The following is a 24,897-nucleotide window of genomic DNA, read 5'->3' as shown; positions in this document are numbered from 1 at the left end:
CCAACACGCTAGGCAGTTCGCCCACATCACGCCCGATATGACGCATACACACTCACGCGAAAGGGTGCCTTGACTTCCGACGGCCACGATATATCGTGTTTCTCAGAGGACGCGATATGGCGTGTCGTCCCGTGCTTGGCCCTAGGAGGTCTCCCATGCCCGAGTGGTCCGTCAACGAGCCCCAGAAGCTGACCTTCGACTCCCGCGTGAGCGACCTCCAGGTCCGCATCGTCAACGGAACGGTGAACGTGGTGGGCACCGACGAAGGTTCCGCCCGCCTGGAGATCTCGGAGATCGAAGGCCCACCCCTCGTGGTCACCCAACAGGGCGACACCCTCACGGTGGCGTACGAGGACCTGCCCTGGAAGGGCTTCCTCAAGTGGCTCGACCGCAAGGGCTGGCGGCGCAGCGCGGTCGTCTCCCTGGCGGTCCCCGCCGACACCCGTGTGGAGGTGGGCGTGGTCGGCGCCGGCGCGGTCGTCTCCGGGATCCGCGGCCCGGCGGTGGTCAAGGGGGTGACCGGCGACACGACCCTGGTCGGCGTCTCGGGCCCGGTCCGCGCGGACACCGTGTCGGGCAACCTGGAGGCCCAGGCCGTCACCGGCGACCTGCGGTTCAACTCGGTCTCGGGAGACCTGACGGTGGTCGCGGGCTCCGGCCGCTCCGTCCGCGCCGACTCCGTCAGCGGCTCCATGATCGTCGACCTCGACCCGGACGGCCCGACGGAGGTCAGCCTCACCAGCGTCTCCGGCGAGATCGCCATCCGCCTGCCGCACCCGGCGGATGCCGAGGTGGAGGCGAACACCGCGAGCGGCACGGTCTCCAACGCCTTCGAAGGACTCCGAGTGCACGGCCAGTGGGGCGCCCACAAGATCACCGGCCGCCTCGGCGCGGGCACGGGCAGGCTGCGCGCCACCACGGTCTCCGGCTCGATCGCCCTGCTGCGCCGCCCGCCGCGCGAGGAGGACGAGGCGGACACCCCGTGGGAAGCCCGGCCCGCAGCGCCGGCCGGCCCCTCCGGGTCACCACGGGACGCCGCCCCCGCCGCCGACGCCCCGACCGCTCCGGGGGACAATTCCGTCTGCGGCCAGGGCGCCGACGCCTCCGGCGGCACCGACGCCCCGGCCGACGGCACGACCGACAAGAAGGTGCTCTGACATGCCCCCCGTCTTCGCCCACGGGCGCCTCCGCCTGTATCTGCTCAAGCTGCTCGACGAGGCCCCGCGCCACGGCTACGAGGTGATCAGGCTCCTCGAAGAGCGCTTCCAGGGGCTGTACGCCCCTTCGGCGGGCACGGTCTACCCCCGGCTGGCCAAGCTGGAGGCCGAGGGCCTGGTCAGGCACACCACCGAGGGCGGCCGCAAGGTGTACGCCATCACGGACGCGGGCCGCGCCGAACTGGCGGACCGCAGCGGCGAGTTGGCCGACCTGGAGCTGGAGATCCGCGAGTCGGTCGCCGAACTGGCCGCCGAGATACAGGCCGACGTGCGCGGCGCGGCCGGCGATCTGCGCCGCGAGATGCGTGCCGCCGCGTCCGAGGCCCGCCGGGGCGCGAAGGCGGGCGGCGCCGCGGGCCCCTTCGGGGAGTACGGCGACCTCGGCGACAAGGAGGCCTGGAAGGCCGCCAAGGAGGAGATGCGCCGGGTCAAGCAGGAGTGGAAGGAGCAGGCCCGCCGCGCCAAGGACGAGAGCCGCCGGGCCCGCGAGGAGGCCCAGCGGGCCCGCCGCCAGGCCCAGGAGGCGCAGACACGGGCGCGGGCGCAGGCGCAGGAGGAGATGCAGCGCATCGCCCGCCAGGTCCAGGACCGCGTCCAGGACCACTTCGCCCAGGGCGACTGGCCGACGGGTGTCCGCGAGGGCCTGTCCGAACTGGCCCGGGAACTGGGCGACTTCGGCAAGTACTGGGGCTCCCCCCGCACCCCCGGGGAACCGGCCGCGAAGCCCACCGCCGCACCGTCGGACGCGCATTACGTCTCTCCCGGCGAGGAGTTCCCGGCCGAGTACGAACCCGCCTGGGCCCACGAGGGCCCCACCGGTGACCCGGCCCGCGACCTGGACCGCCTCCTGGACCGCTTCCGCGACGACATCCGCGACGCGGCCCGCGACCACGGAGTCACCCCCACCCAACTCGGTGAGGCCCGCCGCCATCTGTCCACGGCAGCGGCCCACATCGCCGCGCTCCTGCGAACACCGAAGGCCTGAGCGGGGAGGCTGACAGCCGGCCGTGGGGAGCACGGGGGGCTTCCCGTCCCGGGAAGGAGCAGGGCGAGCTGCCGTCCAGGGGATCCGGCTGGCAGCTGGCCAGGGAGACCAGGCCGGCTGCCGAACCCGGGGAGGGTAGGACGACTGCCGGTCGAGGGCGAGCAAGGCGGCTGCCGACCACGGAGCCGGGACGGCGGCCGACCGACGCCCCACCCGCGCTACCCCTCAGCCCTGCGCATCTCCCACCCCTACCGGCCTCGCAGGCAGAGCGCCAGCCGACCGGTGCCTCAACCGAACTGCCCGGGCCGACCTGCGCCTGCTCCGCCACTGCCGACCACGGAGGCAGAGCGCCAGCCGACCGGTGCCTCACCGAACTGCCCAGGCCGACCTGCGCCTCCTCCGCCACTGCCGACCACGGAGGGGGGCGCCAACCGCCGGTGCCACCACCGACTTGCGCTCAGCCGGCCTGCGCCCTCGCCGCTGCCGACCACGCAGGCGGGGCGCCAACCGCCCCGTGTACAACCCCGCGAGACGCACCCCAACCGAGCCATCCTCCAGCCGGCCCACGCACCCCCGCTGCCAACCACCCAAGCGGGCAGCCAGCCGCCCGGAACCGCACCCCCGGCACCTCGACCGAGATGCCCCAGGCCCAGCCGCGCCTCAGCTGGCCTGTGCCTGCTGCGCGCCGTACAGCACGCGGGTGATCGACGCGTGGGTCACGCCGTGGTCCGCCAGGACCTCGCCGACCACCCCGGGCAGGAGGGTCAGCGCGAGCAGCAGGTGCTCGTCGCCGATGTGCCGGTCGCGGTGGCCGACGGCGACCCGCAGCGACCGTTCCAGGACGTTCCTGGCGCCGCGCCCGAAACCCGGCCGCCGTCCCGACCACCGGCGCCGGTCCTCCGGGTCGCCGGACATGGCCCCGACGCCGTGCACCTCCTCGACCCGGGCGACGATCTCCGACACATCGATCCCCAGCCCCGCGAGCGCGTCCGAGTCGGCCCGCGACAGCCCGGCCCGCCGCCGCGCCTCGTCCAGCGCCTCCCGTACGGACGCCTTGCGGTCCCCGAGCCCCAGCGCGGCCAGCGCGAAGGAGGCACGGCTGCCCTCGCGGTCGAGAAGGGCGAGCAGCAGGTGCTCGGCGCCGACGGTCTGTTCGCCGGAGCGTTCGCAGTGGACGAACGCTCCCTTCACGACCTCACGGGCGTCCTTGGTGAAGCGTTCGAACATCATTGCCTCCCGTACTTCTTGTGCACGGCCTGCCTGCTGACTCCGAGCTCCGCGGCGATCTCCTGCCACGACCAGCCCTTGTTGCGCGCACTGCGCACCTGTACCGCCTCCAGCTGCTCCAGCAGGCGGCGCAGCGCGGCCACGGCCCGCAGTCCGACCCGCGGATCACGGTCACCGGCGCGCTCGGCGAGATCGGTTGCCTCGGTCATGATGTCAACCTACGTTGACATCATCCCTTCTGTCAACCAATGTTGACAGACGTGGCGCGCGAAAGGGCGGGCCCGGACACCCGGACCCGCCCGACGACGGCTCTGACGAAGGACCTCAGGAGTTGGTGAGCACGATCTTCCCGAACTGCCCGCCCGATGCGAGCCGTTCGAAGCCCTCGCGGGCGCGGTCCAGCGGCAGTTCCTCGTCGATGACGGGCCGCACCCCGGTCGCGGCGCAGAAGGAGAGCAGGTCCTCCAGCTCCTCCTTGGTGCCCATGGTGGAGCCGACGACCTTCAGCTCCAGGAAGAAGATCCGGGTCAGCTCGGCGTGCGAGGGCCGGTCCCCGCTGGTGGCACCGGAGATGACGATCGTGCCGCCGGGCCGCAGCGACTTCACCGAGTGCGACCAGGTGGCGGCGCCGACGGTCTCGATGACGGCGTCCACCCGCTGCGGCAACCGGGCTCCCGGCTCCACCGCCTCGACGGCCCCGAGCTCCAGCGCCCGCTTCCGCTTGGCCTCGTCCCGGCTGGTCGCGAAGACGCGCAGCCCCGCCGCCTTGCCGAGCACGATCGCGGCCGTGGCGACACCGCCGCCCGCGCCCTGCACGAGGACCGAGTCGCCGGGCCGTACCCCGGCGTTGGTGAACAGCATCCGGTAGGCGGTCAGCCAGGCCGTCGGCAGACAGGCCGCCTCGGCGAAGGAGAGCTCCTTGGGCTTGGGCAGCACGTTCCAGGTCGGCACGGCGACCTGCTCGGCGAAGGTGCCCTGGTAGCGCTCGGTGAGGATGGAGCGCGGCTCGTTCGGGCCGACGCCGTGGCCGGTCTGGCCGATGACGGAGTGCAGGACGACCTCGTTGCCGTCCTCGTCGACGCCGGCGGCGTCGCAGCCGAGGATCATCGGGAGCCGGTCCTCCGGGAGGCCGACGCCCCGCAGGGACCAGAGGTCGTGGTGGTTGAGGGAGGCGGCGCGCACCGAGATGGTGCTCCAGCCGGGCCGGGCCTCGGGAGCCGGACGCTCCCCCAACTCCAGGCCGTTGAGCGGCTGGTCGCGGTCGATTCGGGCGGCGTAGACAGCGAACATGCAGCCGACGATAGGTGCGCCGATCAGCCGACGGAACCGCGGGGACCTGTGACACATACCCTCTTGCACAGGGCCACCCATCCAGCGCAGGCCGACACCACGCCACCGGGGCACCTCTCCGACACCCGATTCAGGCGGGCGAAAGGGCAAAAAAAAATGGCCCCGCCCAAACGGACGGGGCCATCGAGCGCGACCTCAGCGGCGAGCAACGCCCTCGGCCCGAGCAGCCGCAGCCACCGCGGCCGTGACCGCAGGAGCGACCCGCTCATCGAACGGCGACGGAATCACATAGTCGGCGGCAAGGTCGTCCCCCACCACCGCGGCCAGCGCCTCCGCCGCAGCGATCTTCATGCCCTCGGTGATCCGAGAGGCCCGCACCTGCAGCGCGCCCGCGAAGATGCCCGGGAACGCCAGCACGTTGTTGATCTGGTTCGGGAAGTCGGACCGCCCGGTCGCGACCACGGCCGCGTACTTGTGGGCGACCTCCGGGTGCACCTCGGGGTTCGGGTTGGCCATCGCGAACACGAAGGCGCCCTTGGCCATGGAGGCCACGGCCTCCTCTGGGACCGTACCGCCGGAGACGCCGATGAAGACGTCCGCGCCCGCGAGGGCGTCCTCCAGCGAGCCGGTGACGCCGGCCTTGTTGGTGAAGCCCGCGAGCTCCCGCTTGACCGGGGTCAGGTCCTCCCGGTCGGCCGACACGACGCCCTTGCGGTCCGCCACCGCCACGTCCCCGATGCCGGCCTCGACCAGCATCTTGGCGATGGCGACACCGGCCGCGCCGGCGCCCGAGATGACGGCCCGCAGCTGCCCGATCTCCCGCCCGCTGAGCCGCGCCGCGTTCCGCAGTGCCGCGAGCGTCACGACGGCCGTACCGTGCTGGTCGTCGTGGAAGACCGGGATGTCCAGGCGCTCCTGGAGCCGGCGCTCGATCTCGAAGCACCGGGGTGCCGAGATGTCCTCCAGGTTCACTCCGCCGAAGGACGGGGCGAGCCGGACGACGGTCTCGACGATGTCGTCCACGTCGGTGCAGTCGAGCGCGATCGGAACCGCGTCGACGCCGCCGAACTGCTTGAACAGGATCGCCTTGCCCTCCATCACGGGGAGGGAGGCCTCGGGACCGATGTCCCCGAGTCCGAGCACGGCCGTACCGTCCGTCACGACGGCGACCACGGAGGACTTCCATGTGTAGTCGTTGACCAGCTCCGGCTGTTCCGCGATCGCGGTGCACACGCGAGCGACGCCGGGCGTGTACGCGAGGGAAAGGTCGTCCTTGTCGCGGACCGGCACGGTGGCCTGCACGGCCATCTTGCCGCCGCGGTGCAGCGCGAACGCCGGATCGAAGGAATCGAGGGGCTCCGCCCCGCCGTCCTGGTCCGTTTTGTCGCTGCGAGGATTGACGATCTCCGCTGCCACTTCGTTGTACCCCTTAGGTATGCATGGTTTGAGGGTCGACCACTCCTGGTGAGGGGTGGGCGGGCACCGCGTACCGCCCGATTGCTGATACGTACGGGCCATACGCGACGGGCGCGCCGCACACGCGCCCTGAGCCCCGGATGAGGGGTGTAAAGAACCTTCTTACCGGACGGACGGTGCCCAGGACGAGTGCATTAGGTGCAAGGTCACATCTCGGAACCGGAAAGCCACGGCGAAATGACACGTGGCTGACAACCGCGCCGAGCAGGTGAGGCCGCCGGTAGAGCGGCGCGCGCGGCGACCACATCGTGAGACACGACGAAGATTCTCCGGCCGGAGGGCCGGCTTCCCGCAGATGGTTCGATGGTGAACGACCAAGGATGTACCGACCTGATGCGGTTCGGGGGTGACCCGTTATCCGATTTTGACATAGCCGCGCCCCTGAATGCGCTGGTCCGAATGGCAAGATGCGGTAAACCCGCGAGGTCGCGACACCCGAAGGTGTGTGTTCTCGCTGACCCATCGCACCTCTTCCCATCCGCCGGAGGAACCACGATGACCGCAAGCTCCACCCGTCGTACGCCCGCCGCACGCTCCCGTCTGGCAGCGGCCGGTGCGATCGCGGTCGCGGGCACCCTGCTGCTCACCGGCTGCGGTGACCAGACCAAGGACAACGACAAGGGCTCCGGCAGCGCGTCCACGGCCAGTGCTCCGCTGGCCGGCAAGCTCCCCCAGGAGATCCGGGACAAGGGCAAGATCGAGGTCGGTTCGGACATCGCGTACGCCCCGGTGGAGTTCAAGGACTCCTCCGGCAAGGCCGTCGGCCTGGACCCGGACCTCGCGGCGGCCATGGGCAAGCAGCTCGGCGTGACGCTGGAGTTCCAGAACGGCACGTTCGACGCCCTGCTCACCGGTCTGCGCTCGGGCCGCTACGACATAGCCATGTCGGCCATGACCGACAACAAGAACCGCCAGGAGGGCGTCGACCCGGACTCGGGCAAGAAGGTCGGCGAGGGCGTCGACTTCGTCGACTACCTGACCGCCGGTGTCTCCATCTACACCCGCAAGGGCGACACCCAGGGCATCAACGGCTGGTCGGACCTGTGCGGCAAGAAGATCGCCGTGGAGCGCGGCACCGTCTCGGAGGACCTGGCCAAGCAGGAGGCCAAGAAGTGTCCGGGCGGCAAGAAGCTCACCATCGAGCCCTTCGACGACGACCAGCAGTCCCAGACCCGGCTCCGCTCGGGCGGTGTGGACGCGGCCTCCTCCGACTTCCCGGTCGCCGCGTACGCGGTGAAGACCTCCGGCGGCGGCAAGGACTTCCAGATCGTCGGCCAGCAGGTCGAGGCGGCCCCGTACGGCATCGCCGTGGCCAAGAAGGACACCCAGCTGCGCGACGCGCTGCAGGCCGCGATGAACGCGATCATCAAGAACGGCGAGTACGCGAAGATCCTCAAGAAGTGGGGCGCCCAGGACGGCGCCGTCACGGAGTCCGTGATCAACGGCGGCAAGTGACCCGCGCAAGCAACAGAAGCGGCCACTGAGAGGCAACACCCGTGACTGACATCGAGAAGACGGCCGGACAGGGCCCGGGGGAGAGCGCCGGGGACACCCCCGTCCCCCCGGCCGGCCCGGAGGCCATCCGGGCCATCCCGGTCCGGCACTACGGGCGGTACGTCTCCGCCCTCGTCGCCATCGCGCTCCTCGTGGCGATCGTCTACGCCTTCGGCCAGGGCGACATCAACTGGCAGGCGGTGCCGGACTACTTCTTCGACCACCGGATCATGACCGGTGTCTACAAGACCCTCATGCTGACGGTCCTGTCGATGCTGATCGGCATCGTCGGCGGCATCGTCCTCGCGGTGATGCGGCTGTCGAAGAACCCGGTGACCTCGTCCATCGCCTGGTTCTACATCTGGTTCTTCCGCGGCACGCCGGTCCTGGTCCAGCTGTTCCTGTGGTTCAACCTGGGCCTGGTCTTCCACTACATCAACCTGATGCCGCTCTACAAGGACGAGTGGTCGAACTTCATGACGCCGCTGCTGACGGCGCTGCTCGGCCTGGGCCTGAACGAGGCGGCGTACATGGCCGAGATCTGCCGGGCGGGTCTGCTCGCGGTGGACGAGGGCCAGACCGAGGCGGCCCACGCGCTGGGCATGAGCCACGGCAAGACCCTGCGCCGGGTGATCATCCCGCAGGCGATGCGCGTCATCGTGCCGCCGACGGGCAACGAGGTCATCAACATGCTGAAGACGACCTCGCTCGTGGCGGCCGTGCAGTTCCCCGAGCTGTTCCGCTACGCCCAGGACATCGGCCAGAACTCCGGCGCCCCGGTGGAGATGTACTTCCTCGCCGCGGCCTGGTACCTGATCATGACCTCGGTGCTGAGCGTCGGCCAGTACTACATCGAGCGCTACTACGCCCGTGGTTCCAGCCGCAGCCTCCCGCCGACCCCGTGGCAGAAGGTCAAGGGACATCTGACGACCTTCTCTAGCAGGAAGGTCACGGCATGACCGACAAGCTCAGCAAGACCCAGGACACGCCGCCCAAGAGCACGGTCCCGATGGTCAGGGCGCAGGGCGTGCACAAGTCCTTCGGCCATGTCGAGGTGCTCAAGGGCATCGACCTGGAGGTGAAGCCGGGCGAGGTGTTCTGCCTGATCGGCCCCTCCGGCTCCGGCAAGTCGACGTTCCTGCGCTGCATCAACCACCTGGAGAAGATCAACGCCGGCCGGCTGTACGTCGACGGCGAGCTGGTCGGCTACCGCCAGAAGGGCGACAAGCTGTACGAGCTCAAGGACAGCGAGGTCGCGCGCAAGCGCCGGGACATCGGCATGGTCTTCCAGCGCTTCAACCTGTTCCCGCACATGACGGCGCTGGAGAACGTCATCGAGGCGCCGGTGCAGGTCAAGGGCGTGAGCAAGGCTGAGGCCCGGGAGCGGGCCATGCAGCTGCTGGAGCGCGTGGGCCTGGCCGACCGGGCCGGGCACTACCCCTCGCAGCTCTCCGGCGGCCAGCAGCAGCGGGTGGCGATCGCCCGGGCCCTCGCCATGGACCCGAAGCTGATGCTGTTCGACGAGCCGACCTCGGCCCTGGACCCGGAGCTGGTCGGTGACGTCCTGGACGTCATGCGGGACCTCGCCGAGTCCGGTATGACCATGGTCGTCGTCACCCACGAGATGGGCTTCGCCCGCGAGGTGGGCGACAGCCTGGTGTTCATGGACGAGGGTGTGGTGGTCGAATCGGGCCATCCTCGCGACGTCCTGACGAACCCTCAGCACGAGCGGACGCAGGCGTTCCTGTCCAAGGTGCTGTAGCGGCGCGCACGGCAAAGGGGCGGTACGGGATCCTCGTACCGCCCCTTTTCGTGTGCCCTCTTCGTGTTCCCCGCCACGACGGCAGCGCCACTACGGCAGCAGCTGCGGCCTCAGCGCCAGTTCACGCAGCTGCGCCCGGGTCAGCGGGAACGTCTTGAGCACCGGGCCCTGCGAGCCCTGGCCCAGAAAGCCCGTCCAGTCACGGACGAAGAGCACGCTGCCGTCCTTCCGCAGCAGCCGCGCCTTAAGTTCGGCGCCGTAGTACGACGGCTGGGTGAGCTTCTGGGCGGGGGTGAGCCAGATGGACAGCAGGCCGCCGGGCACCTTCTCGTTGGTGCACTTCAGCACCGGCGGTGTCACGTTGCCGATCGTGCAGGGGTCCCGGTCGGCCCGCTTGGCCTGCACCCCCTTCGCCGTCATCACGCCCACGGTGACGTACCCGACCCCGTCTTCGCGGGCGATGGCGTAGTCGCCGTCGTACGGCCCCACGTCCTTGGGCAGCGGCGCCTTCGGCACCCCCTTGATGAGCCGCAGCAGCGAGACCTCCCGGACCTTGCCGACGTCCCGGGGCAGCAGCTTGGCGAACCCCGCCGCACCGCCGCCGAACTCCCCGGCGGTGGGCGAGGCGGCCACGCTCCGCCCGTCCCCGCCGGGCAGCACGCCGGAGCCGAGGGCGACGCCCCCCGCGACCACCGCCGCCAGGGCGCCGGTCACCGCCGCGCGCCGCCGCCGGCGCAGCCGGGAGGCCCGTGCGAACACGGCCTCACTCCCCCGGCTCTCCGGTACGGGTACGGTGGCGGCCGCCTTCCACAGCAGTTCCCGCACGACTTCGTTCTCGCTCATACGTATTCCTCCCGCACCGCGGCCTTCAGCGCCGCCAGTCCCCTCGCCGTGTGGCTCTTGACCGTGCTCTCCCGCATCCCGAGCAGCTCGGCGGTGGCGGCCACGCTGAGGTCCTCCCAGTAGCGCAGCACGAGCACCGCCCGCTGTTTGGGCGCGAGTCCCGCGAGAGCGGCCCGGACCATCAGACCGGTGTCGTTGTCCACCGGCCGGCCCGGCAGGTCGGGCAGTTCGCCGTAGGCCTGTTCGCGCCGCCAGAACCGGCGGCGGGCCGAGATGAAGGTGTTGACCAGCGTCTTGCGCGCATACGCGTCGAGGTTCTCCAGACGCCCGTGCCGGCGCGCGCCGAGCACGACCCTCACGAGCGTCGTCTGGACGAGGTCCTCGGCCTCGTCGCGGTTGCCGCACAGCAGATAGGCGCTGTGGAACAGCGCCGTGCGTCTGCCCTCGACGAAGGCGTGCAGAGTCGCTTCCGCGCCCCGCGTCATCCCTCCCCCTTTCCGCCGGTCCACCGGATACGGACCGTCTCACCCGTACCAGTGCGGTGGGAGTCCCCCGGGGACGCAGCGGAGGCGGTACGAATGTCCGTACCGCCTCCGTTTCCCGCTTTCCCGCTGTCCCGCTCCGCCTCCGCGGCGTGCCGGCCGCTACTTGAGGGCGAGCAGCAGCGTGTCCGACGGCGAGCACCACACCGGCCGTGCCTCGCCGAAGCCCTGCGCCAGCAGAGTGCGGGCGTGCCAGGCGGCCGAGGGCGTGTCGCCGTCCGCGTGCTCGCCGTAGATCTCGAAGCGGCGGGCGGTGGGTTCGGCGAGGACCGGGTCCTCGGCCGCGAGCCGCCACCATTCGGCCCAGTCCAGGGCACCGTCCCGTTTGGCCTGATCCATACGGGTGTGGCGCCGGGCGCGCTCGGCGGCGTTGATCCGGGGCGTGCTGTCGTCGATCATGTGGTCCGCGTTCATGAAGACACCGCCGTCGCGGACCAGCTCCGCGACCTGACCGTAGAGGGCCGCGAGGGGTTCGCTGTGCAGCCAGTGCAGGGCCGTCGCGGTCAGGACGGCGTCGTAGGAGTCGTACGGCAGCTTCGCCGGCCAGTGCGGGTCCTTGAGATCGGCCGCGACGAAGGTGACCCGGTCGTCGCCCTCGAAGGTGCCGCGCGCGATGGCGAGCAGGGCCGGGTCGAGGTCGACGCCGGTGCTGGTGGCCGCCGGGAACCGGTGGAGCAGCCGGGCGGTGATGCTGCCGGTGCCGCAGGCCAGGTCGAGGACCCGCGGGGCGGTGCCGACCAGCGCCTCGACCATGTCGAGCATGATCCGGAAGCGCTCCTCGCGGTCCGGCATGTACCACTCCTGCTGCCGGTCCCAGCTCTCCTGCCACGCGGCCCAGTCGGTGCCCGTGCTCGTAGTCATGAAGCCCGTCCCCCTTCTGCGTAATACCCTGGATGCACGACCGGCTGTTACCCGACCGCAGACACGACCATAAAGCGCCCTCGTAAGGACTACAAGTGGAACTGGCCTATTACTCGGATTACGCCGTCCGTCTCGTCAACAGCGAGGAACCGGCCCGGGGCAAGGACTCGCTGACCTCGGTCGAGGCCGTCCGCGACCTCTTCGGCGCCAACTCGTCGGCGGCCCGCCGCGCCACCGACGCCGATGTCACGCGCTTCCGCTCGGTGCGGGCGCGGCTGCGCGCGGTCTTCGAGGCGGCCGACAAGGGCGACGAGACGCTGGCCGTGGACCTGCTGAACTCGCTGCTGCTGGAGTTCCCGGTGTCGCCGCAGATCTCCGGCCACGACTACCGCGACGAGGACGGCCGTCCGCTGTGGCACATGCACCTAGCCGACCACCCGTCGAACGCGACCGCGGGCTACGCGGCGATCGCCGCGATGGGTCTGGCCTTCCACCTCACCGAGTACGGCGTGGACCGCCTGGGCCTGTGCGAAGCGACCCCCTGCCGCAACGCCTACCTGGACACCTCCACCAACCGCTCCCGGCGCTACTGCTCCGACCGCTGCGCGACCCGTGCGAACGTGGCCGCCTACCGGGCCCGCAAGCGCCTGGAGGCCGACCGGTCGGGCAGCAGCGGCCTCGCCGCGGAGAGCGCCCAGCGCACCAGCGTCAGCGGCGAACGCTGACCGGAGGGGAACGGCCGGTACCGGAAGCGGGCGCGCCCGAGGACGAGCTCATCGGGTACGACGCCGTAGTCCGTGCTGTCCCCGCCCGCGTACGGGTTGTCCCCGAGCACCCACCAGCCGCCGTCGCGCCGCTCCACGGCACGCTTGACGACGAGCAGGTCCTGCTGGAACGGATGCCGGAGAACGACGACGTCCCCCGTCCGGACCGGCGCGCCGTACTGCACCAGCAGCCGGTCCCCGTGCAGGAGGGTGGGCACCATGGACGGCCCGGTCACTTCCGCCACTCCGAAGGGCGCCACGGCCCTCCCCCGCTCGGTCTCCTGCGACAGCTCCGGCATCCCCGGCACCTCCCCGGTCCGTTCCTCCACCAGTCTCAGTCTGACCCTGGACTTTTGTCCTAAGCCCTAGGGGGCACCCGAGAAATCGCCTTGCTCAGGGAGTAATGTCGCACCTGAGAAGACGATCACGAGGAAGGAATGCTCCATGCTTTCCCGCCTGTTTGCCCCCAAGGTCAAGGTCAGCGCCCACTGCGACCTGCCCTGCGGCGTGTACGACCCGGCCCAGGCCCGCATCGAGGCGGAGTCGGTGAAGGCCATCCAGGACAAGATGGCCGGCAACGACGACCCCCACTACCAGGCGCGTGCCACCGTCATCAAGGAGCAGCGCGCGGAGCTCGCGAAGCACCACGTCTCCGTGCTCTGGAGCGACTACTTCAAGGCCCCGCACTTCGAGAAGTACCCGGAGCTGCACCAGCTGGTCAACGACACCCTGAAGGCCCTCTCGGCCGCCAAGGCGTCCACCGACCCGGCGACGGGCCAGAAGGCGCTGGACTACATCGCCCAGATCGACAAGATCTTCTGGGAGACCAAGAAGGCTTGATCTTCGATCATGCCCTCTGACCTGCGATTTCCTTGGTTGCAGTGTCTCCCTGTCCGCACCCGGTCCGCAGGCCGCCGAGAACGGCGTCCATCACGGACCGGGTGCGGTCTTCTTCACCCGGCCACAGGTGGGCGTAGATCCGCAGCGTGATGACGGCGGACGCGTGGCCGAGGACCAGCTGGACCTGCTTGACGCTCGCTCCGCCGGCGATGAGGGCGGAGGCGAAGAAGTGGCGCAGGTCGTGCGTCACCATGTGGGGCAGCTCTACGGGCCTGCGGCCCTCGCGTTCGGCTGCCTCGTTCTCCGTCGCTTGGAGGGTCCTGCGGGCGCAGTTCCACTCAGTCTTCCAACGGCGGTAGTTGAGAGGCTTGCCCTCCTCCATCGTGAAGAGCCACTCCTTGGAGGGGCGTGCGGCAAGGTGCGCGAGGAGCGCGTCGGTGATGACCTCGCATGCCGGAACCGTTCGCCGAGACTTCCCGGTCTTCGGCGGGCCGATCTTCCCGGACTGGAGCCGCTGCCGTTCGACCCGGATGGTGCCGGCCTTGAAGTCGACGTCCGACACCTTGAGGCCGAGCAGCTCGCCTATGCGCAAGCCTGATCCGGCGAGCGTGACGATGGCCGCACGGATGTACGGCGGCATCACACGCGCCATGGCCTCGACCTGGGCGACCGTGGGCGGGGTGACCTCCTCGTCCGGCATGGGCGGGAGGGTGATCCGGCGGCACGGACTGGCCGGAATGACCTTGTCCTCGACGGCCGCGGTCATGACGCGTACGAGGACGTCGTAGACGTTGCGCACGCTGCCGGGGCCGAGCAGTTCGGACAGGCTCTTGAACAGCACCTGAATGTCGTTGCGGCGTATCGCCGCCATGGCGCGGGAGCCGAGTGCCGGGACGAGGTGGAGCCATAGCGCGTTGTCGGTGATGCGCTCGGCCGCCTCGCTGGCGATGAGCGACTCCTCCCACTTCTTCGCGTACTTCTCGAACGAGATCCGTCCGGCCCGCGGGTCGACGTACTGGCCGGTCACGATGCTGGTCGTGACCTCATCGAGCCAGCGTTGGGCGTCGAGCTTGCGATCGAAGTGGCGGGCGTGCTCCTTGCCGTCGAGGTCGCGGTAGCGAGCCCGCCACTTGCCGTTTGGGCGCTTCTGAATGTTGGCCAAGTGGCTTCTCCTTCGGGTTGGTTATCGGTAGTAGCCGCCGCCCTCGATGTACTCGGTGAGGGTGCGGGCGTCGCGCTCCTCGCCCATGAGGCGAAGGCACTGTTCGTGGATGGCCCGTGAGCTGTCGGGGTGGGCCTGGATGTGCTCGGCGATGCCGACGATGGCGTGGTGCAGGCGGTCTTCGGCGTCGCGGGTCTCGTAGTACGCCTCGACGGCTTCCTGGACGAGCCGCCTGCTGCTGAGGTCCAGCCCTTCCAGTGGCGGGGACATCAGCTCTTCGAGGGGCAGCTCGAAGACACGGGCGAACGCGAGCGCCTCATCGACGTTGATGCGGCGGCGTGGGGTGCCGTTCTCGATGCGCCAGACCGCGGTCTGGTTCATCTTGACGCCGGCCTTGGACACCCGGTCCGCCAGCTCGATCGTGCTCCACCCTCTGACCTCGCGCTCCAGGGCCACCCTCGCGGCGATGTTGCCCTCGCTGTAGAGCAGTGGCACTTCGCCACTGTCGTGCTTGTCGCCTGCCATCACACCTCCGCCGTGACCGTTGCTATCCAAATTGAAACATACTCTCTCCGATTTGGTTAACCGGCGATCGTCAGGTACACCTATGCAGACCGAATTGCCACCTAGTCGAATTGGAACGCATGCGATACCTGACCACCGCCGAGGTCGCCGAGCGCTACCGAACGGCCGAGAGCACCGTCCGTTACTGGCGCCAGATCGGGAAAGGCCCGCGCGGCATCAAGATCGGCAAGCGGGTGCTGTACCCCGAGGCCGAGCTGCTCCGGTACGAGCGCACGCTGGCCGACGGCCAAGACGAGTGGGGCCTGGCTTCCTGAGCCGCCGGAAGCCCCGAGCACGACAACGGCCCTCGGCGCGCCAACACCGAGAGCCGGAGATTCCCCAACTGATCGCCCATCCCTGAACGAACGAGTTGGTGAGGGGTGGGGCCTTGCCCGCCCTACCCCCACCGGAGAGGAACGTCTATGGAGGACTCTACGTCCCCCAACACCACGAACACATCCCTGACCACCGCCTGGCCTCCCGTCGCGGTCCCCGGCCAGGGCATCCCCTCGCACCGCGGGGACCGGCTCCCCACTGACACGACGTCTGGAGACCGTCCCCGCGATGCGCCCGAGCCTCCGTCCCCTCAAGCCGCAGTCCCGACATCCGCATCCGGCGGAACCGTGCAGGTCAGCGGCGTGACAACGGGGACCGGTCCCCAAGACACGGAAGTTGCACCAGGGGACCGCAATGGGGACCGTGATCGTGGTCCCCGCCGGTCGCTGGGGACCGACGGTCCCGTGGAGGGGACCGTGCAGCATGACGCCCCGGTCCCCGATGGCAGGTCGGGCGCCGGAGACCACGAAGGCTCCGACACCGTGTCAGCTGCTGACGGTGCCGCGCTGCTGGACGAGTTGCAGGCGGCGATCGCCAAGTACGTGGTGCTGCCAAGCGAGGAGGCGTTGAACGCGGTCACGCTGTGGGTGGCGGCCACCCACATCCAGCCCGCGCTGCAGCACGCTCCCCGCCTGGCGGTGGTCGGGCCGACCAAGGGGTGCGGCAAGTCCCGCGTCCTGGACGTGCTCCACGAAACCGTCCACAAGCCGATCATGACGGTGAACATGTCCACAGCGGTGCTCTTCCGGGTCGTCGGCAAGGTCCCGCGCACGATCCTGGTGGACGAGGCCGACACCATATTCGGCCCCAAGGCCGGCGAGAACGAGGAGTTGCGCGGCCTGCTGAACGCCGGACACCAACGCAACCGGCCCGCCTGGCGCATCTCCGGTCCGGAGCACAAGCCGACCCCGTATCCGACCTTCGCGATGGCAGCACTGGCCGCGATCGGCGACCTGCCCGACACGATCATGGACCGGGCGGTCGTGCTCCGCATGCAAAAGCGCAAGCCCGGCGAAAAGGTCACCCCGTTCCGCTCGCGCTACGCCGTACCGGAACTGAACGCGCTGCGGGACAAGCTGGCTGCATGGCTGACCCCACTGCATGCAACAGCTGCCCGCTTGGTGCCGACGATGCCGGTCGAGGACCGAGCCGCGGACACCTGGGAGCCCCTGGTCATCGTCGCCGACATGGCCGGTGGTCACTGGCCCGCGAGTGCTCGGGCAGCCTGCGTGGCGATGACCCGCAACGAGGTCGTCCAGGACGAGCAGAGCAGCCTGAAGACACGGCTGTTGCGGGACATCCGCCGCGTCTTCGCTGAGCGGGACAACCCCGAGGCCCTGCGCACCCATGACCTGGTCCAAGAACTCACCGTGGATGCCGAAGCGCCTTGGGCGGAGTATGGCACCAAGGGCCTGAACGCCTACCACCTGGCCAACCTGCTGCGGGACTTCAACATCAGCCCGGCCAACTACCGCTTCGAGGAGGGCAGGCAGGCCAAGGCATACATGCGCAACCGGTTCCTCGATGCCTGGGCCCGCTACTGCCCCGACACCGCCCAACCGGTCTCCGCGCCCACGCAGAAGGGCGCACCCGCACCTCCAGCCAGGGGCCTGCCGCCCGCCAGGGCGACGGGAACCCTGCCCGTCAGCCCTCCAGGCGGCGCCGGAGGACCCAAGCACGCCCGCTAACCCACCTTCCCCTGGGCCCGGCGCACTCCGTCGCATCCGTCCCCGCGCAGGTCAGCGCGGGGACGGATTTCCTCGCCGATACGGATCTCTCCGTACCTGCGCCCGTGTCCGTACCTGTGCTGACCAGGCATGCGACGGACGCGACGGACTGCGACGCCGCCCCGCCCACACGCCCTCGGAGCACCGTCATGCACGACAACCACGCCCACAGCAGCCGCCGCAGGGGGCTGTTCGGCCTTGCCCGACGAACAGCAGCAAGCTGGAGCGAACGAGCCTCTAACGAGGCTTCGTCCGCGCTTGCCCCCGCCCCAGGGGTGGCGGGGGAGGAGGCCGAGCGCCAGCGGGCGCACGAGCCGGCAAAGGGGATGACCGCGCCCGTCGCCGACCCCGCGCCCTCATCCGTCGAGCCGCCCGCCGACACACCCCCGCTTGCCGAGCAGCCCTCGTGGCGCGAGCCCGAAGCCCGGACGCTCCCTGCGCTGATGAACCGCAAGCGCACCACCGAGAAGCGCGACCAGGAGAAGACCGTCCGCTTCACCCCGACCGCGGTCCGGATCATCGCCGAGGAAGCCGAGCGGCGTGGCCAGAAGTTCGCAGGGTTCGTCGGCGACGCCGCTCTGGCCGTCGCCCTGGGCAAGGCAGGTCTGATCGGGAGCCCGGAGGACGATCCCATACGCCCGCTGATCGAAGCCATCGAGGCTCACACGGTCGCGCTTAACCGCACCGGCAACAACCTCAACCAGATCACCGGAGCCATCCACCGCGGAACTGTTCCCGAGCACGCCGAGGCCGTGCTGGCCCTCGTCGAGCAGGCAGCCGAGAACAGCTATCAGCTCATCGACCGGCTCCTGACGGAGGGAATCCCGCATGGTGCCTGACGTCTCCACCGGCTCCAGCACACTCGGGCCTGATCAACTACCTGTTCGGCAAGGGGCGGCGCGACGAGCACACCAATCCACACATCGTAACCGCCTGGGACACGGCCGGCGCCCCGGCCCCCGGCCGCGACCCCGAGGCTACGTACACCCAGCTGGCCCGGCGCCTGGACCATCACGTCGACCTGCGCACCCGTGAACTGGGCGGTGAGAAGCCGCAGCAGCACGTGTGGCACTGCCCCGTGCGCACCGCGCCCGGCGACCGCTACCTCACCGACATCGAGTGGGCCGAAGTCGCCCGCCGGGTCGTAGCTGCCACGGGCATCGCCCCCGAGGGGGACGAGAAGGCGTGTCGGTGGATCGCAGTACGGCACGCCGACGACCACATCCACATCCTCGCGACCACCGTCCGCGCCGACGGCCGCCGCCCCCGTACGAACCGGGACGGCTGGCGGGCCCAGCGCGAATGCCGCAAGATCGAGGTTGAGTTCGGGCTGCGCCGCCTGAAGTCCGGCGATCTCACCGCCCCGCGCACCCCCACCGGCGCCGAGCGGGCCAAGGCCGAGCGCCAGGGCCGGGAGCAGGCCGCACGGGAGTGGCTGCGCGAGCAGGCATACGCGGTCGCCGCCGCCGTACGCAGCATCGACGAGTACTTCACCGTGCTGCGCTCCCTCGGCATCCAGGTCAGGCCGCGCATCGGCCCCGAGACCGGCGAGGTGACCGGCTACAGCCTGGCCGCGCCCGGCGATACGGCCAACGGCGAGCCGGTCTGGTACGGCGGCTCGAAGCTCGCCCCCGACCTGTCTTACAACCGCCTGTGCGAACGTCTCCCCGCCCAGGACCTGGCCGACCGCCCTCAATCGGTGGCGGACCCAGCCGAGCCGTGGAGCCGCGCTGAAAGCGCCATCCGCCACGCCCACGGCACCCTCGATGCGGACGACGATGCTGTGGCCCAGGGCCACCTGGATGCCTTCGGCGACGCCCTCCACAACCTGGCCCGCACCACTCACGGCTCGCACCGGGACGAACTGGAGGCGGCGGCAAGGGTGTTCAACCGCGCCCGCCGCTCGACGATCCAGGCCGACCACCAAGCCGCCACCGCGCTGCGGGAAGCCGCCAGAGAACTCGCCTACGCCACACACGGTCCGGGCGGGCTCGCCATAGCCCTGATCTTCGCCGCGCTCCATCTCGCGCGGGCAGCCGCCAAGTGGCACGAACAACGCGGCCACGAGCAGCAGGCAGCAGCTGCCGAGGCAGCCTTCCGCCATCTGCAGGCGGGTTACCAGCAGGTCGGCGAGCCGGTACTGGCGGATCTCACCCGCCGCGCCCCACGCGGCGCCACCGTCCGCCGTTTCGAGCAGGACCTGCGCGCAGCCCTCCCAGACCACGCCGACCGCATCCTCGCCGACCCCGCCTGGCCGGCCCTGACCACAACCCTCGCCCGCGCCGAGACCGCCGGCCACAATCCCCGGCGCCTCTTGGTCGAAGTCGCCGCCCAACGAGAACTCGACACCGCCGGACAGCCCGCCGAAGTCCTCAACTGGCGCATCACCGCCCAGCCGAACAAGCGAGCTCAGGCCGCACGCAGTCGAAGCACCCGAACAGCCACGCCAGTCACACCAGCACCACAGCTCACACCCACGGCGGTGAGCGAACGGCCGACGGAACGCAGCCGACACCGATAAGGGAGTCGGCCCTCAGCGGCGGCAGACGAGGATGCCGCCGAGGCATGTGACCTTGAAGGCCCCGTGCTGGGCAATGTGATCGGCGAGGATCGCGCGGGCCCGCTCGATCGTGGCCTCAAACGGCACCTCGTGCTGGTCGGCCCACGCCCCGTAGGACGCCATGTGCGCGATGACTGGCTCGGGTTCGTGGACCGAGATGGTGCCGGGCAGTTCGATCGTCTCCACGCGCCCGAACTGCTCGCCCAGCAAGGCCCCGGCCTTCTCCAGGGAGAAGCGGGCGCTGAGCGAGATGCGGGCCGGGCCACGTCCGGTGCCGAGGACGTCGCCTGCGGCCCGCTGCCACAGGTCGTCGAGTTCGGCCTTGTCCCGGTCGCTGTTGGTGGAGGCGATCACCAGCCCGTCACGGGTAACCACCCGGGACAGTTCCCGTACAGCCTGGGGGATGTCGGGGACGTGGTAGAGCATGTGCAGCGCCAGGGCGGCGTCGACGGTCGCCGTGGCCAGCGGCAGGCGAGTGGCATCCGCCACGGCGACGGGACCAGGCACGCCGACGAGGATGCCGGGAGCGATGTCCAGGCCGAGCAGAGCCAGGTCGGGCCGCTCGTCGCGAAGCCGCTGAATGAACTTGCCATTGCCGCAGCCGACATCGACTACACGCCCACCTACGCCGCTCAGCTGCTCGGCGACGATGCCGGGGAGGTCGTAATGGGGCACCTGCCACTGGTAGAGCGACTGACGGGCGGCCAGATCCCGGTCACTGCTGTAGGCGCTCCCGGCGAGGCGGCTCCGGTCGGTGACGGCGGCGTCGTGTGCGGCGGACAGTTCGGTCACGTCGGCAGCTCCGGAGGGTGGGCAGCTGGTGAGGCCGCGAGGACGGCCGTGTGCTGGATTCGTTCGCGTAGGTGAGCGGTCTGCGCGGCTCCACCGTACTGCGACCCGCTCAGCTCCCGCCCCAGAGCAGTGAGCCGGCGCACGATGCTGGCCGACATGCGCTCGGGCGGGGATTCGAGGACGAACCCGAGCATCGCCTCGGTGCCGTCCAGATCGCCCAGAAGCAGATGGCCACGGGCGAGATCTACATGGGCGGCGAACAGGTCACCCACCGACTGGTCGTCGTCCTCGGCGCTGCGGTAGAGCCGGATCGCGGTGTCCGCGCTGGCGATGGCCCGCCGGACATGCTCCCGCCCGCCCACGGCCAGGTAGCTCGTCCCTGCGTACGCGAACTGCTTGGCGGCCGGGAAGGCAAAGAGGCCCGGCACCTCGTCGTGGCCAGGCATCGCTTCACGAGAGCGTTCGGCGTCCGCCAGCGCCGCCACCGCGCCCGCTCGGTCGCCGGCTATGGCCAGTGCCCGTGCCTCCAGGCTCGCCAGCCGGGCTCCGATGGTGCCGCTGGCCCGGTGGTGACGGCCGGCCTGCGCCAGCCGCGCTGCTTGTTCGTACCGCCCGGTCCAGTAGGCGATCAGGGACTCCACTGCCCGTACCCAGGCCAGCATCCCCTCGTGCCCGGCCGCCTCCGCGCAGGCCCGGGCGGTACGGGCATGCGTGGCCGCGGAATCGTAGTCACCCAGGTCCAGGCAGACGTGCGCGGACAGCCCGCACAACCGTGAGGCCGCGACGTACAAGTCGGTGGTCTGCTGGGGGCGCTGACGCCCGCGCAGTAACGCGAACACCCCGTCCCGCAGCCGTTTGATCTCGACATGCAGTTCCAGCAGCGGGTGGCTGACATAGGCACGGGCGAGTCGGGCGACATCGGCCTCCAACTGCTCGACGACGAACTCGTCAGCGTTGCGTTGCGCGATGAACCGGGCGAAGTCGGCCGACACCGCCGCGTCCGCTGAAACGACGCCCGCACCCGAGCGTTGAGGCGCCACAGATAGCGCCATCGAGGCCCCTGTGGCGCTGTCTCCGCCCGGGCGACTCTTGCTCACCACCACAGCACGGTCGAGCACTGCGACGTCGACGCCGAACACCTGCGCCAGGTGTCTGCGGGTGTACGGGACCGGGATACGCGCCTCACGCTCGTAACGCCCGATCTCCTTACCCGTCTTGGCGGCACGCCCCTCCAGGGCGTTGTACTCATCGGCCACCCGCTGCTGGGTCCAGCCGCGCTCGGTACGCAGCCGAACGAGCAACGCGCCGATCCCCGTGTCGCCCATCCGCTCTCCCTGGAGCACGTGAGTTCTGGCCCCCATAGTGGCCCCCGGTATGGCCCCCACGCTGGCTCCCGACCCGAACGAGCGACAGCGGTTGGCTGTTGGCCATGCCCAGCACACTGCCCGACGAGCCGGACACCCTCACACCGGCCCAAGCCCTCGACGGCGCCGTCGAGCACCAAACGATGCTCTTCGACCGGCGCCGAACCACCCCAAGCGCCGCCCGCTCCTTCGTCGCCGCGACCCTTACCCAGTGGGGCCGGACCGAACGCCTCGACGACATCCAGCTGTGCACCTCCGAACTCGCGACCAACGCCGTCCTGCACGGAGCCCCTGCGGGCGGTCAGGTCCTTGTGCGCGTCGAACTGCACGCCACCTTGCTGCGCATCGAAGTACACGACGGCGGCAAGGGCAGACCCGAAAAGCAGGAGGCACGGGACACCGCTGACGACGGCCGCGGCCTTCTGCTCGTGTCCGCAGTTGCCGACCACTGGGGCGTGGAGGAACGCCAGGGCCCCGGCAAGTGCGTCTGGGCCGCCTTCCACCGACGCGCGGTGCCCGCATGCTGATGCCCGCGAGCGCCAAGTCCTCGATCCCAACGGCTGGGTTGATCGCCTCTCTCGTCACCACCACATGGCTGGACACCACTCCAAACGGCGCCACACTGTGCTGCCTCCTACTCGTCCCTCAACCACCCCGCAGTACGTACGAGACGACGGTCGTCATCGAGCAACGCATGCGCGCCGTCGCCGACGCTCTGCGCCTCGGTCCCGCCACCGCACCTCCACCCGACATCGGGCCACGCCTGCGTCAAATCACTCCGACCGAGGTGGCCTTGCGTTTCGACGGCACCCCTTACCGCAAACGCATCCCCTCAGGCCGTCCCTGGACTCTGCTGCTCGGCCAGGGAACCCCGGTGGCCCTCGTCCTGGGCCTGGACCCGCTCTCCCGCAGCGCCACAACAGCAGAGATCGACGCCTACCTGAACCGCGTCACGCTCCGCCAGCGCCTGCTCTTCGGCCACACCCAATCCGAATGAACCCCAACCCACCCCAGGGGGACATCCCGTGACGACCTACCCCGTCTCACCGAACACTGTCCTCGCCAACGCCCTCCACCACGCCGAGGACGTGCTGACCCCGCGCATCCTGGCCACCCCGCCGGAGCGAATCGTGCTGGTCGTCGGTACACAGATCAACGGCGCTCCGCACATCGGCACCTCCCTCGTACAGTCCCTGGCCTTCGCCATGGCTGCCCGCCTGCGCGATCGCTTCGGCATCCCCGCCGAGGTCCTCTTCAGCGCCCTCGACAACGCCCCCTACGAGTTGACCACCGACTCGGTCAGCGGTCACCGTTACCAGCGCGCCTACGCCCAAGCTCTCGGCCGCGACGCCCTGACCGACCTCGTCATCGCCCTCTACCAACCCCTGTTCACCGCACTGTCCCGGCGCCTCGGCATCCCACACCGGGTCGAGACCTACAGTCAACAGCAGGCCGGCGAACACTTCCGCCGCACTTGGCTGCGGCTCCTCCCCCGCCTTGACGCCGCCCGCTGGTGGCTCGCGCCCTCCACCGGCACCCCACACCTGCGCATCCCCTGCCCGCATCCTGGCTGCGGCTGGGCCGAGAAACACGCCGAACGCACCCGCGCCCACCTCACCGACCGCGAGACCGCGCGGGTCGCTGCCGTGTGCCTCCACCACGGCCCCTACCAGGCAACCATCACCCCAACCACAGGCGCCTACCTCGACCTGGCCACCCTGTACCGCAACGCGGTCAAGGAAGTCGCCCTGTCCAACCCTCACGGCACGCTCCACGTCATGGTCAAGGGTGGCGACTGGGTCTTCGGCTCCCACCTGGTCGACGAAGCCCTCCAGGCAATCGGCCTCACCCGCGCCCAGCTCCCCGCCCGTCTGTTCTGCCCACAGGTCGTCACCCACACCGGCGCCAAGCTGTCCAAATCACTGATCCGCGAAGGCCGTGCACCTCTACCAGAAGGTGCAGCTGACTGGATGCTCGACACCCGTCAGTGGCCCGGCACCATCGCGGAGTATGTAGAGCAACTACTGGCCGTGACCGATATCTTGCTGTCCGATCCCCGGCACTTCTTCCGCGCCTACTCGGCCGCCGAGATCAGCCGCATGATGACCGCACCAGCCACCAGGAGCGTTCCCGCCCCATGACCGACACCACCGCCCGCATCCACGAGCTCAACCTCTACCGCCAGTACTTCGACCTCGTCGCCGCGGGCACCAAGACCATCGAGGTGCGGGTCAAGTACCCGCACCTCGATGGTCTTGGTGCCGGCGACACCATCCGCTTCCGTATCAAGGGCACCGATGAGACCTGCGACGTGAAGGTCAAACGGGTCACGGAGTACGCCGATTTCGAGGCCCTGCTCGACGGCGAGGGACCGGTCAACGTCAATCCGACCGCCACTCGGGAACAGCAGCTCAACAACATCCGAGCCATCTACCCGCCCAAGAAGGAGGCCCTTGGCGCTCTGGCCATCGAAATCGAACGTACCGCTGATTATTAGGCCAACGCTATCCACCAATGGGTCGACGAAGGAACATAACCGTGGCTCAGCCGCAGTCCGACGACCAGCCCAAAGCCCTGCCGCCCGCCCTCGAATCCATGACCCTGCTGGTCGCCGCCGTCATCGTCCACGACAAGGCCACCAACCGAGTCGTCCTCCTCCAACGCAGCCAGAACGCCAAATTCGCCCAGGGCATGTGGGACCTCCCCGTCGGCAAGAGCGAACCCGGCGAACCCATCACCGAGACGGCAGTGCGGGAGTTGTACGAGGAGACCGGCCTGACCGTGAAGCCGGATTCCCTCAAGGTCGCCCACATCATCCACGGCGCCTGGGGCGTCGAAGCCCCCAACGGCTTCCTCACCGTCGTCTTCACCGCCCACGAATGGACCGGCGTGCCCGAAAACCGCGAACCTCGCAAGCACGCCCAGGTCCGCTGGGTCGATGCCGACGCCATCCCCGCGGAGTTCGTGGACACCAGCGCCAGTGCTCTCCACCGTTACCTCGTGGGTGGTCCGGAAGTCTCCCTCGACGGCTGGCGATAGGAACGCCGATGCCCCTCATGAGTTGAAGGGACCGGTGTCGGCGTTCCCATTC

27 protein-coding genes and 1 pseudogene are annotated in these 24,897 nt (G+C 69.9%); 16 read left to right on the top strand and 12 right to left on the bottom strand.

The genetic code is table 11. The annotated features are described in order from the left end of the window. Positions 1–155: 155 nt before the first annotated feature. Together ACIBJF_RS09745 and ACIBJF_RS09740 are read left to right on the top strand one after the other, a co-directional pair. On the top strand, positions 156–1,157 hold the full coding sequence (locus ACIBJF_RS09745; RefSeq protein WP_399173153.1) for a DUF4097 family beta strand repeat-containing protein: 1,002 nt from the start codon (positions 156–158) through the stop codon (positions 1,155–1,157). A 1-nt stretch (position 1,158) separates the two neighbouring features. Next, complete coding sequence (locus tag ACIBJF_RS09740; protein ID WP_399173152.1) at positions 1,159–2,202, top strand: helix-turn-helix transcriptional regulator; 1,044 nt, start codon at positions 1,159–1,161, stop codon at positions 2,200–2,202. A gap of 660 nt (positions 2,203–2,862) precedes the next feature. Here the strand turns inward: ACIBJF_RS09740 and ACIBJF_RS09735 are convergent. The 4 genes from ACIBJF_RS09735 to ACIBJF_RS09720 form a co-directional block, all read right to left on the bottom strand. Further along, the gene (locus ACIBJF_RS09735) at positions 2,863–3,429 is read right to left on the bottom strand and encodes a Clp protease N-terminal domain-containing protein (protein WP_399173242.1); all 567 of its coding nucleotides are present in this window, start codon (positions 3,427–3,429) and stop codon (positions 2,863–2,865) included. Then, positions 3,429–3,638 carry a helix-turn-helix domain-containing protein gene (locus ACIBJF_RS09730; protein ID WP_351799620.1) on the bottom strand — a complete coding sequence of 70 codons (210 nt, stop codon included), beginning with the start codon at positions 3,636–3,638 and terminating at the stop codon, positions 3,429–3,431. The genes ACIBJF_RS09735 and ACIBJF_RS09730 overlap by 1 nt, the downstream gene beginning before the upstream one ends. Before the next feature lie 115 nt (positions 3,639–3,753). After that, positions 3,754–4,719 carry a zinc-binding dehydrogenase gene (locus ACIBJF_RS09725; protein ID WP_356312853.1) on the bottom strand — a complete coding sequence of 322 codons (966 nt, stop codon included), beginning with the start codon at positions 4,717–4,719 and terminating at the stop codon, positions 3,754–3,756. A 195-nt stretch (positions 4,720–4,914) separates the two neighbouring features. Continuing rightward, positions 4,915–6,135, bottom strand: coding sequence for an NADP-dependent malic enzyme (locus ACIBJF_RS09720; protein WP_399173151.1), 1,221 nt, complete (start codon positions 6,133–6,135; stop codon positions 4,915–4,917). 555 nt (positions 6,136–6,690) lie between these two features. Between ACIBJF_RS09720 and ACIBJF_RS09715 the strand changes: the two genes are divergently transcribed. The 3 genes from ACIBJF_RS09715 to ACIBJF_RS09705 are packed head-to-tail and all read left to right on the top strand — an operon-like array spanning position 6,691 to position 9,451. Beyond that, positions 6,691–7,650, top strand: coding sequence for an ABC transporter substrate-binding protein (locus ACIBJF_RS09715; protein ID WP_399173150.1), 960 nt, complete (start codon positions 6,691–6,693; stop codon positions 7,648–7,650). A gap of 41 nt (positions 7,651–7,691) precedes the next feature. After that, the gene (locus tag ACIBJF_RS09710) at positions 7,692–8,648 is read left to right on the top strand and encodes an amino acid ABC transporter permease (RefSeq protein ID WP_399173149.1); all 957 of its coding nucleotides are present in this window, start codon (positions 7,692–7,694) and stop codon (positions 8,646–8,648) included. A 50-nt stretch (positions 8,649–8,698) separates the two neighbouring features. Then, positions 8,699–9,451, top strand: a complete 753-nt coding sequence (locus ACIBJF_RS09705; RefSeq protein WP_399173241.1) for an amino acid ABC transporter ATP-binding protein — start codon at positions 8,699–8,701, stop codon at positions 9,449–9,451. Positions 9,452–9,541: 90 nt separating this feature from the next. Here ACIBJF_RS09705 and ACIBJF_RS09700 read toward each other — a convergent pair whose 3' ends face one another. From ACIBJF_RS09700 to ACIBJF_RS09690, 3 genes are all read right to left on the bottom strand, one after another. Further along, on the bottom strand, positions 9,542–10,294 hold the full coding sequence (locus ACIBJF_RS09700; protein WP_399173147.1) for a hypothetical protein: 753 nt from the start codon (positions 10,292–10,294) through the stop codon (positions 9,542–9,544). Further along, complete coding sequence (locus ACIBJF_RS09695) at positions 10,291–10,779, bottom strand: SigE family RNA polymerase sigma factor (RefSeq protein ID WP_356312861.1); 489 nt, start codon at positions 10,777–10,779, stop codon at positions 10,291–10,293. Before ACIBJF_RS09695 ends, ACIBJF_RS09700 begins: the two co-directional genes overlap by 4 nt. A 159-nt stretch (positions 10,780–10,938) precedes the next feature. Next, a complete protein-coding gene (locus ACIBJF_RS09690) occupies positions 10,939–11,697 on the bottom strand; it encodes a class I SAM-dependent methyltransferase (protein WP_399173146.1) in 759 nt (252 codons plus the stop codon). 95 nt (positions 11,698–11,792) lie between these two features. Here ACIBJF_RS09690 and ACIBJF_RS09685 point away from each other — a divergent pair, with 95 nt between their 5' ends. Continuing rightward, entirely contained in the window at positions 11,793–12,422 is a 630-nt protein-coding gene (locus tag ACIBJF_RS09685; protein WP_399173145.1) for a CGNR zinc finger domain-containing protein, read from the top strand. Here the strand turns inward: ACIBJF_RS09685 and sodX are convergent. Then, complete coding sequence (gene sodX, locus ACIBJF_RS09680; protein WP_399173240.1) at positions 12,326–12,760, bottom strand: nickel-type superoxide dismutase maturation protease; 435 nt, start codon at positions 12,758–12,760, stop codon at positions 12,326–12,328. The two genes, ACIBJF_RS09685 and sodX, sit on opposite strands and share 97 nt — an antisense overlap. Before the next feature lie 145 nt (positions 12,761–12,905). Between sodX and sodN the strand changes: the two genes are divergently transcribed. Continuing rightward, complete coding sequence (gene sodN / locus ACIBJF_RS09675; protein ID WP_351613554.1) at positions 12,906–13,301, top strand: superoxide dismutase, Ni; 396 nt, start codon at positions 12,906–12,908, stop codon at positions 13,299–13,301. 7 nt (positions 13,302–13,308) lie between these two features. Here the strand turns inward: sodN and ACIBJF_RS09670 are convergent, their stop codons facing one another. Further along, positions 13,309–14,463, bottom strand: coding sequence for a tyrosine-type recombinase/integrase (locus ACIBJF_RS09670; protein WP_399173144.1), 1,155 nt, complete (start codon positions 14,461–14,463; stop codon positions 13,309–13,311). 21 nt (positions 14,464–14,484) lie between these two features. After that, positions 14,485–14,988 (bottom strand): helix-turn-helix domain-containing protein, encoded by a 504-nt coding sequence (locus ACIBJF_RS09665; protein ID WP_399173143.1) that lies wholly within the window; start codon positions 14,986–14,988, stop codon positions 14,485–14,487. A 119-nt stretch (positions 14,989–15,107) separates the two neighbouring features. Between ACIBJF_RS09665 and ACIBJF_RS09660 the strand changes: the two genes are divergently transcribed. The 4 genes and pseudogenes from ACIBJF_RS09660 (at position 15,108) to ACIBJF_RS09645 (ending at position 19,611) form a co-directional block, all read left to right on the top strand. After that, complete coding sequence (locus tag ACIBJF_RS09660) at positions 15,108–15,302, top strand: helix-turn-helix transcriptional regulator (RefSeq protein WP_399173142.1); 195 nt, start codon at positions 15,108–15,110, stop codon at positions 15,300–15,302. A gap of 543 nt (positions 15,303–15,845) precedes the next feature. Beyond that, the gene (locus ACIBJF_RS09655; RefSeq protein WP_399173141.1) at positions 15,846–17,051 is read left to right on the top strand and encodes a DUF3631 domain-containing protein; all 1,206 of its coding nucleotides are present in this window, start codon (positions 15,846–15,848) and stop codon (positions 17,049–17,051) included. Positions 17,052–17,416: 365 nt separating this feature from the next. Next, complete coding sequence (locus ACIBJF_RS09650) at positions 17,417–17,929, top strand: hypothetical protein (protein ID WP_399173140.1); 513 nt, start codon at positions 17,417–17,419, stop codon at positions 17,927–17,929. Then, a pseudogene (locus tag ACIBJF_RS09645) lies at positions 17,919–19,611 on the top strand (relaxase/mobilization nuclease domain-containing protein). The gene ACIBJF_RS09650 and the pseudogene ACIBJF_RS09645 overlap by 11 nt, the downstream one beginning before the upstream one ends. Positions 19,612–19,623: 12 nt before the next feature. Here the strand turns inward: ACIBJF_RS09645 and ACIBJF_RS09640 are convergent. Both ACIBJF_RS09640 and ACIBJF_RS09635 read right to left on the bottom strand, forming a co-directional pair. After that, on the bottom strand, positions 19,624–20,442 hold the full coding sequence (locus ACIBJF_RS09640) for a class I SAM-dependent methyltransferase (protein WP_399173139.1): 819 nt from the start codon (positions 20,440–20,442) through the stop codon (positions 19,624–19,626). After that, the gene (locus tag ACIBJF_RS09635; protein ID WP_399173138.1) at positions 20,439–21,767 is read right to left on the bottom strand and encodes a helix-turn-helix domain-containing protein; all 1,329 of its coding nucleotides are present in this window, start codon (positions 21,765–21,767) and stop codon (positions 20,439–20,441) included. Before ACIBJF_RS09635 ends, ACIBJF_RS09640 begins: the two co-directional genes overlap by 4 nt. A gap of 104 nt (positions 21,768–21,871) precedes the next feature. Between ACIBJF_RS09635 and ACIBJF_RS09630 the strand changes: the two genes are divergently transcribed. Genes ACIBJF_RS09630 through ACIBJF_RS09610 form a run of 5 tightly spaced genes read left to right on the top strand, consistent with a single transcriptional unit; the run spans position 21,872 to position 24,845 of the window. Further along, complete coding sequence (locus ACIBJF_RS09630) at positions 21,872–22,333, top strand: ATP-binding protein (RefSeq protein WP_399173137.1); 462 nt, start codon at positions 21,872–21,874, stop codon at positions 22,331–22,333. Then, complete coding sequence (locus tag ACIBJF_RS09625) at positions 22,327–22,803, top strand: hypothetical protein (protein WP_399173136.1); 477 nt, start codon at positions 22,327–22,329, stop codon at positions 22,801–22,803. The genes ACIBJF_RS09630 and ACIBJF_RS09625 overlap by 7 nt, the downstream gene beginning before the upstream one ends. Positions 22,804–22,831: 28 nt before the next feature. Continuing rightward, positions 22,832–23,947: a hypothetical protein gene (locus tag ACIBJF_RS09620; RefSeq protein WP_399173135.1), complete on the top strand. Its 1,116-nt coding sequence runs from the start codon at positions 22,832–22,834 to the stop codon at positions 23,945–23,947. Next, positions 23,944–24,303: an ASCH domain-containing protein gene (locus ACIBJF_RS09615; protein ID WP_399173134.1), complete on the top strand. Its 360-nt coding sequence runs from the start codon at positions 23,944–23,946 to the stop codon at positions 24,301–24,303. The genes ACIBJF_RS09620 and ACIBJF_RS09615 overlap by 4 nt, the downstream gene beginning before the upstream one ends. A 17-nt stretch (positions 24,304–24,320) precedes the next feature. Then, on the top strand, positions 24,321–24,845 hold the full coding sequence (locus ACIBJF_RS09610; protein WP_399173133.1) for an NUDIX domain-containing protein: 525 nt from the start codon (positions 24,321–24,323) through the stop codon (positions 24,843–24,845). The last annotated feature ends 52 nt before the right edge of the window (positions 24,846–24,897 follow it).

The sequence above is a fragment of the Streptomyces sp. NPDC050743 genome (assembly GCF_044456925.1).
Lineage (GTDB): Bacteria > Actinomycetota > Actinomycetes > Streptomycetales > Streptomycetaceae > Streptomyces.
This window is presented reverse-complemented; position numbering and strand designations above follow the sequence as displayed.

Bases quoted from the DNA above. Each gene is read 5' to 3' on its own strand.
- ACIBJF_RS09745 (WP_399173153.1), top strand. From the start codon at position 156: ATGCCCGAGTGGTCCGTCAACGAGCCCCAGAAGCTGACCTTCGACTCC.
- ACIBJF_RS09740 (WP_399173152.1), top strand. From the start codon at position 1,159: ATGCCCCCCGTCTTCGCCCACGGGCGCCTCCGCCTGTATCTGCTCAAG.
- ACIBJF_RS09735 (WP_399173242.1), bottom strand. From the start codon at position 3,429: ATGTTCGAACGCTTCACCAAGGACGCCCGTGAGGTCGTGAAGGGAGCG.
- ACIBJF_RS09730 (WP_351799620.1), bottom strand. From the start codon at position 3,638: ATGACCGAGGCAACCGATCTCGCCGAGCGCGCCGGTGACCGTGATCCG.
- ACIBJF_RS09725 (WP_356312853.1), bottom strand. From the start codon at position 4,719: ATGTTCGCTGTCTACGCCGCCCGAATCGACCGCGACCAGCCGCTCAAC.
- ACIBJF_RS09715 (WP_399173150.1), top strand. From the start codon at position 6,691: ATGACCGCAAGCTCCACCCGTCGTACGCCCGCCGCACGCTCCCGTCTG.
- ACIBJF_RS09705 (WP_399173241.1), top strand. From the start codon at position 8,699: ATGGTCAGGGCGCAGGGCGTGCACAAGTCCTTCGGCCATGTCGAGGTG.
- ACIBJF_RS09700 (WP_399173147.1), bottom strand. From the start codon at position 10,294: ATGAGCGAGAACGAAGTCGTGCGGGAACTGCTGTGGAAGGCGGCCGCC.
- ACIBJF_RS09695 (WP_356312861.1), bottom strand. From the start codon at position 10,779: ATGACGCGGGGCGCGGAAGCGACTCTGCACGCCTTCGTCGAGGGCAGA.
- ACIBJF_RS09690 (WP_399173146.1), bottom strand. From the start codon at position 11,697: ATGACTACGAGCACGGGCACCGACTGGGCCGCGTGGCAGGAGAGCTGG.
- sodX (WP_399173240.1), bottom strand. From the start codon at position 12,760: ATGCCGGAGCTGTCGCAGGAGACCGAGCGGGGGAGGGCCGTGGCGCCC.
- sodN (WP_351613554.1), top strand. From the start codon at position 12,906: ATGCTTTCCCGCCTGTTTGCCCCCAAGGTCAAGGTCAGCGCCCACTGC.
- ACIBJF_RS09665 (WP_399173143.1), bottom strand. From the start codon at position 14,988: ATGGCAGGCGACAAGCACGACAGTGGCGAAGTGCCACTGCTCTACAGC.
- ACIBJF_RS09660 (WP_399173142.1), top strand. From the start codon at position 15,108: ATGCGATACCTGACCACCGCCGAGGTCGCCGAGCGCTACCGAACGGCC.
- ACIBJF_RS09650 (WP_399173140.1), top strand. From the start codon at position 17,417: ATGACCGCGCCCGTCGCCGACCCCGCGCCCTCATCCGTCGAGCCGCCC.
- ACIBJF_RS09635 (WP_399173138.1), bottom strand. From the start codon at position 21,767: ATGGGCGACACGGGGATCGGCGCGTTGCTCGTTCGGCTGCGTACCGAG.
- ACIBJF_RS09630 (WP_399173137.1), top strand. From the start codon at position 21,872: ATGCCCAGCACACTGCCCGACGAGCCGGACACCCTCACACCGGCCCAA.
- ACIBJF_RS09625 (WP_399173136.1), top strand. From the start codon at position 22,327: ATGCTGATGCCCGCGAGCGCCAAGTCCTCGATCCCAACGGCTGGGTTG.
- ACIBJF_RS09615 (WP_399173134.1), top strand. From the start codon at position 23,944: ATGACCGACACCACCGCCCGCATCCACGAGCTCAACCTCTACCGCCAG.
- ACIBJF_RS09610 (WP_399173133.1), top strand. From the start codon at position 24,321: ATGGGTCGACGAAGGAACATAACCGTGGCTCAGCCGCAGTCCGACGAC.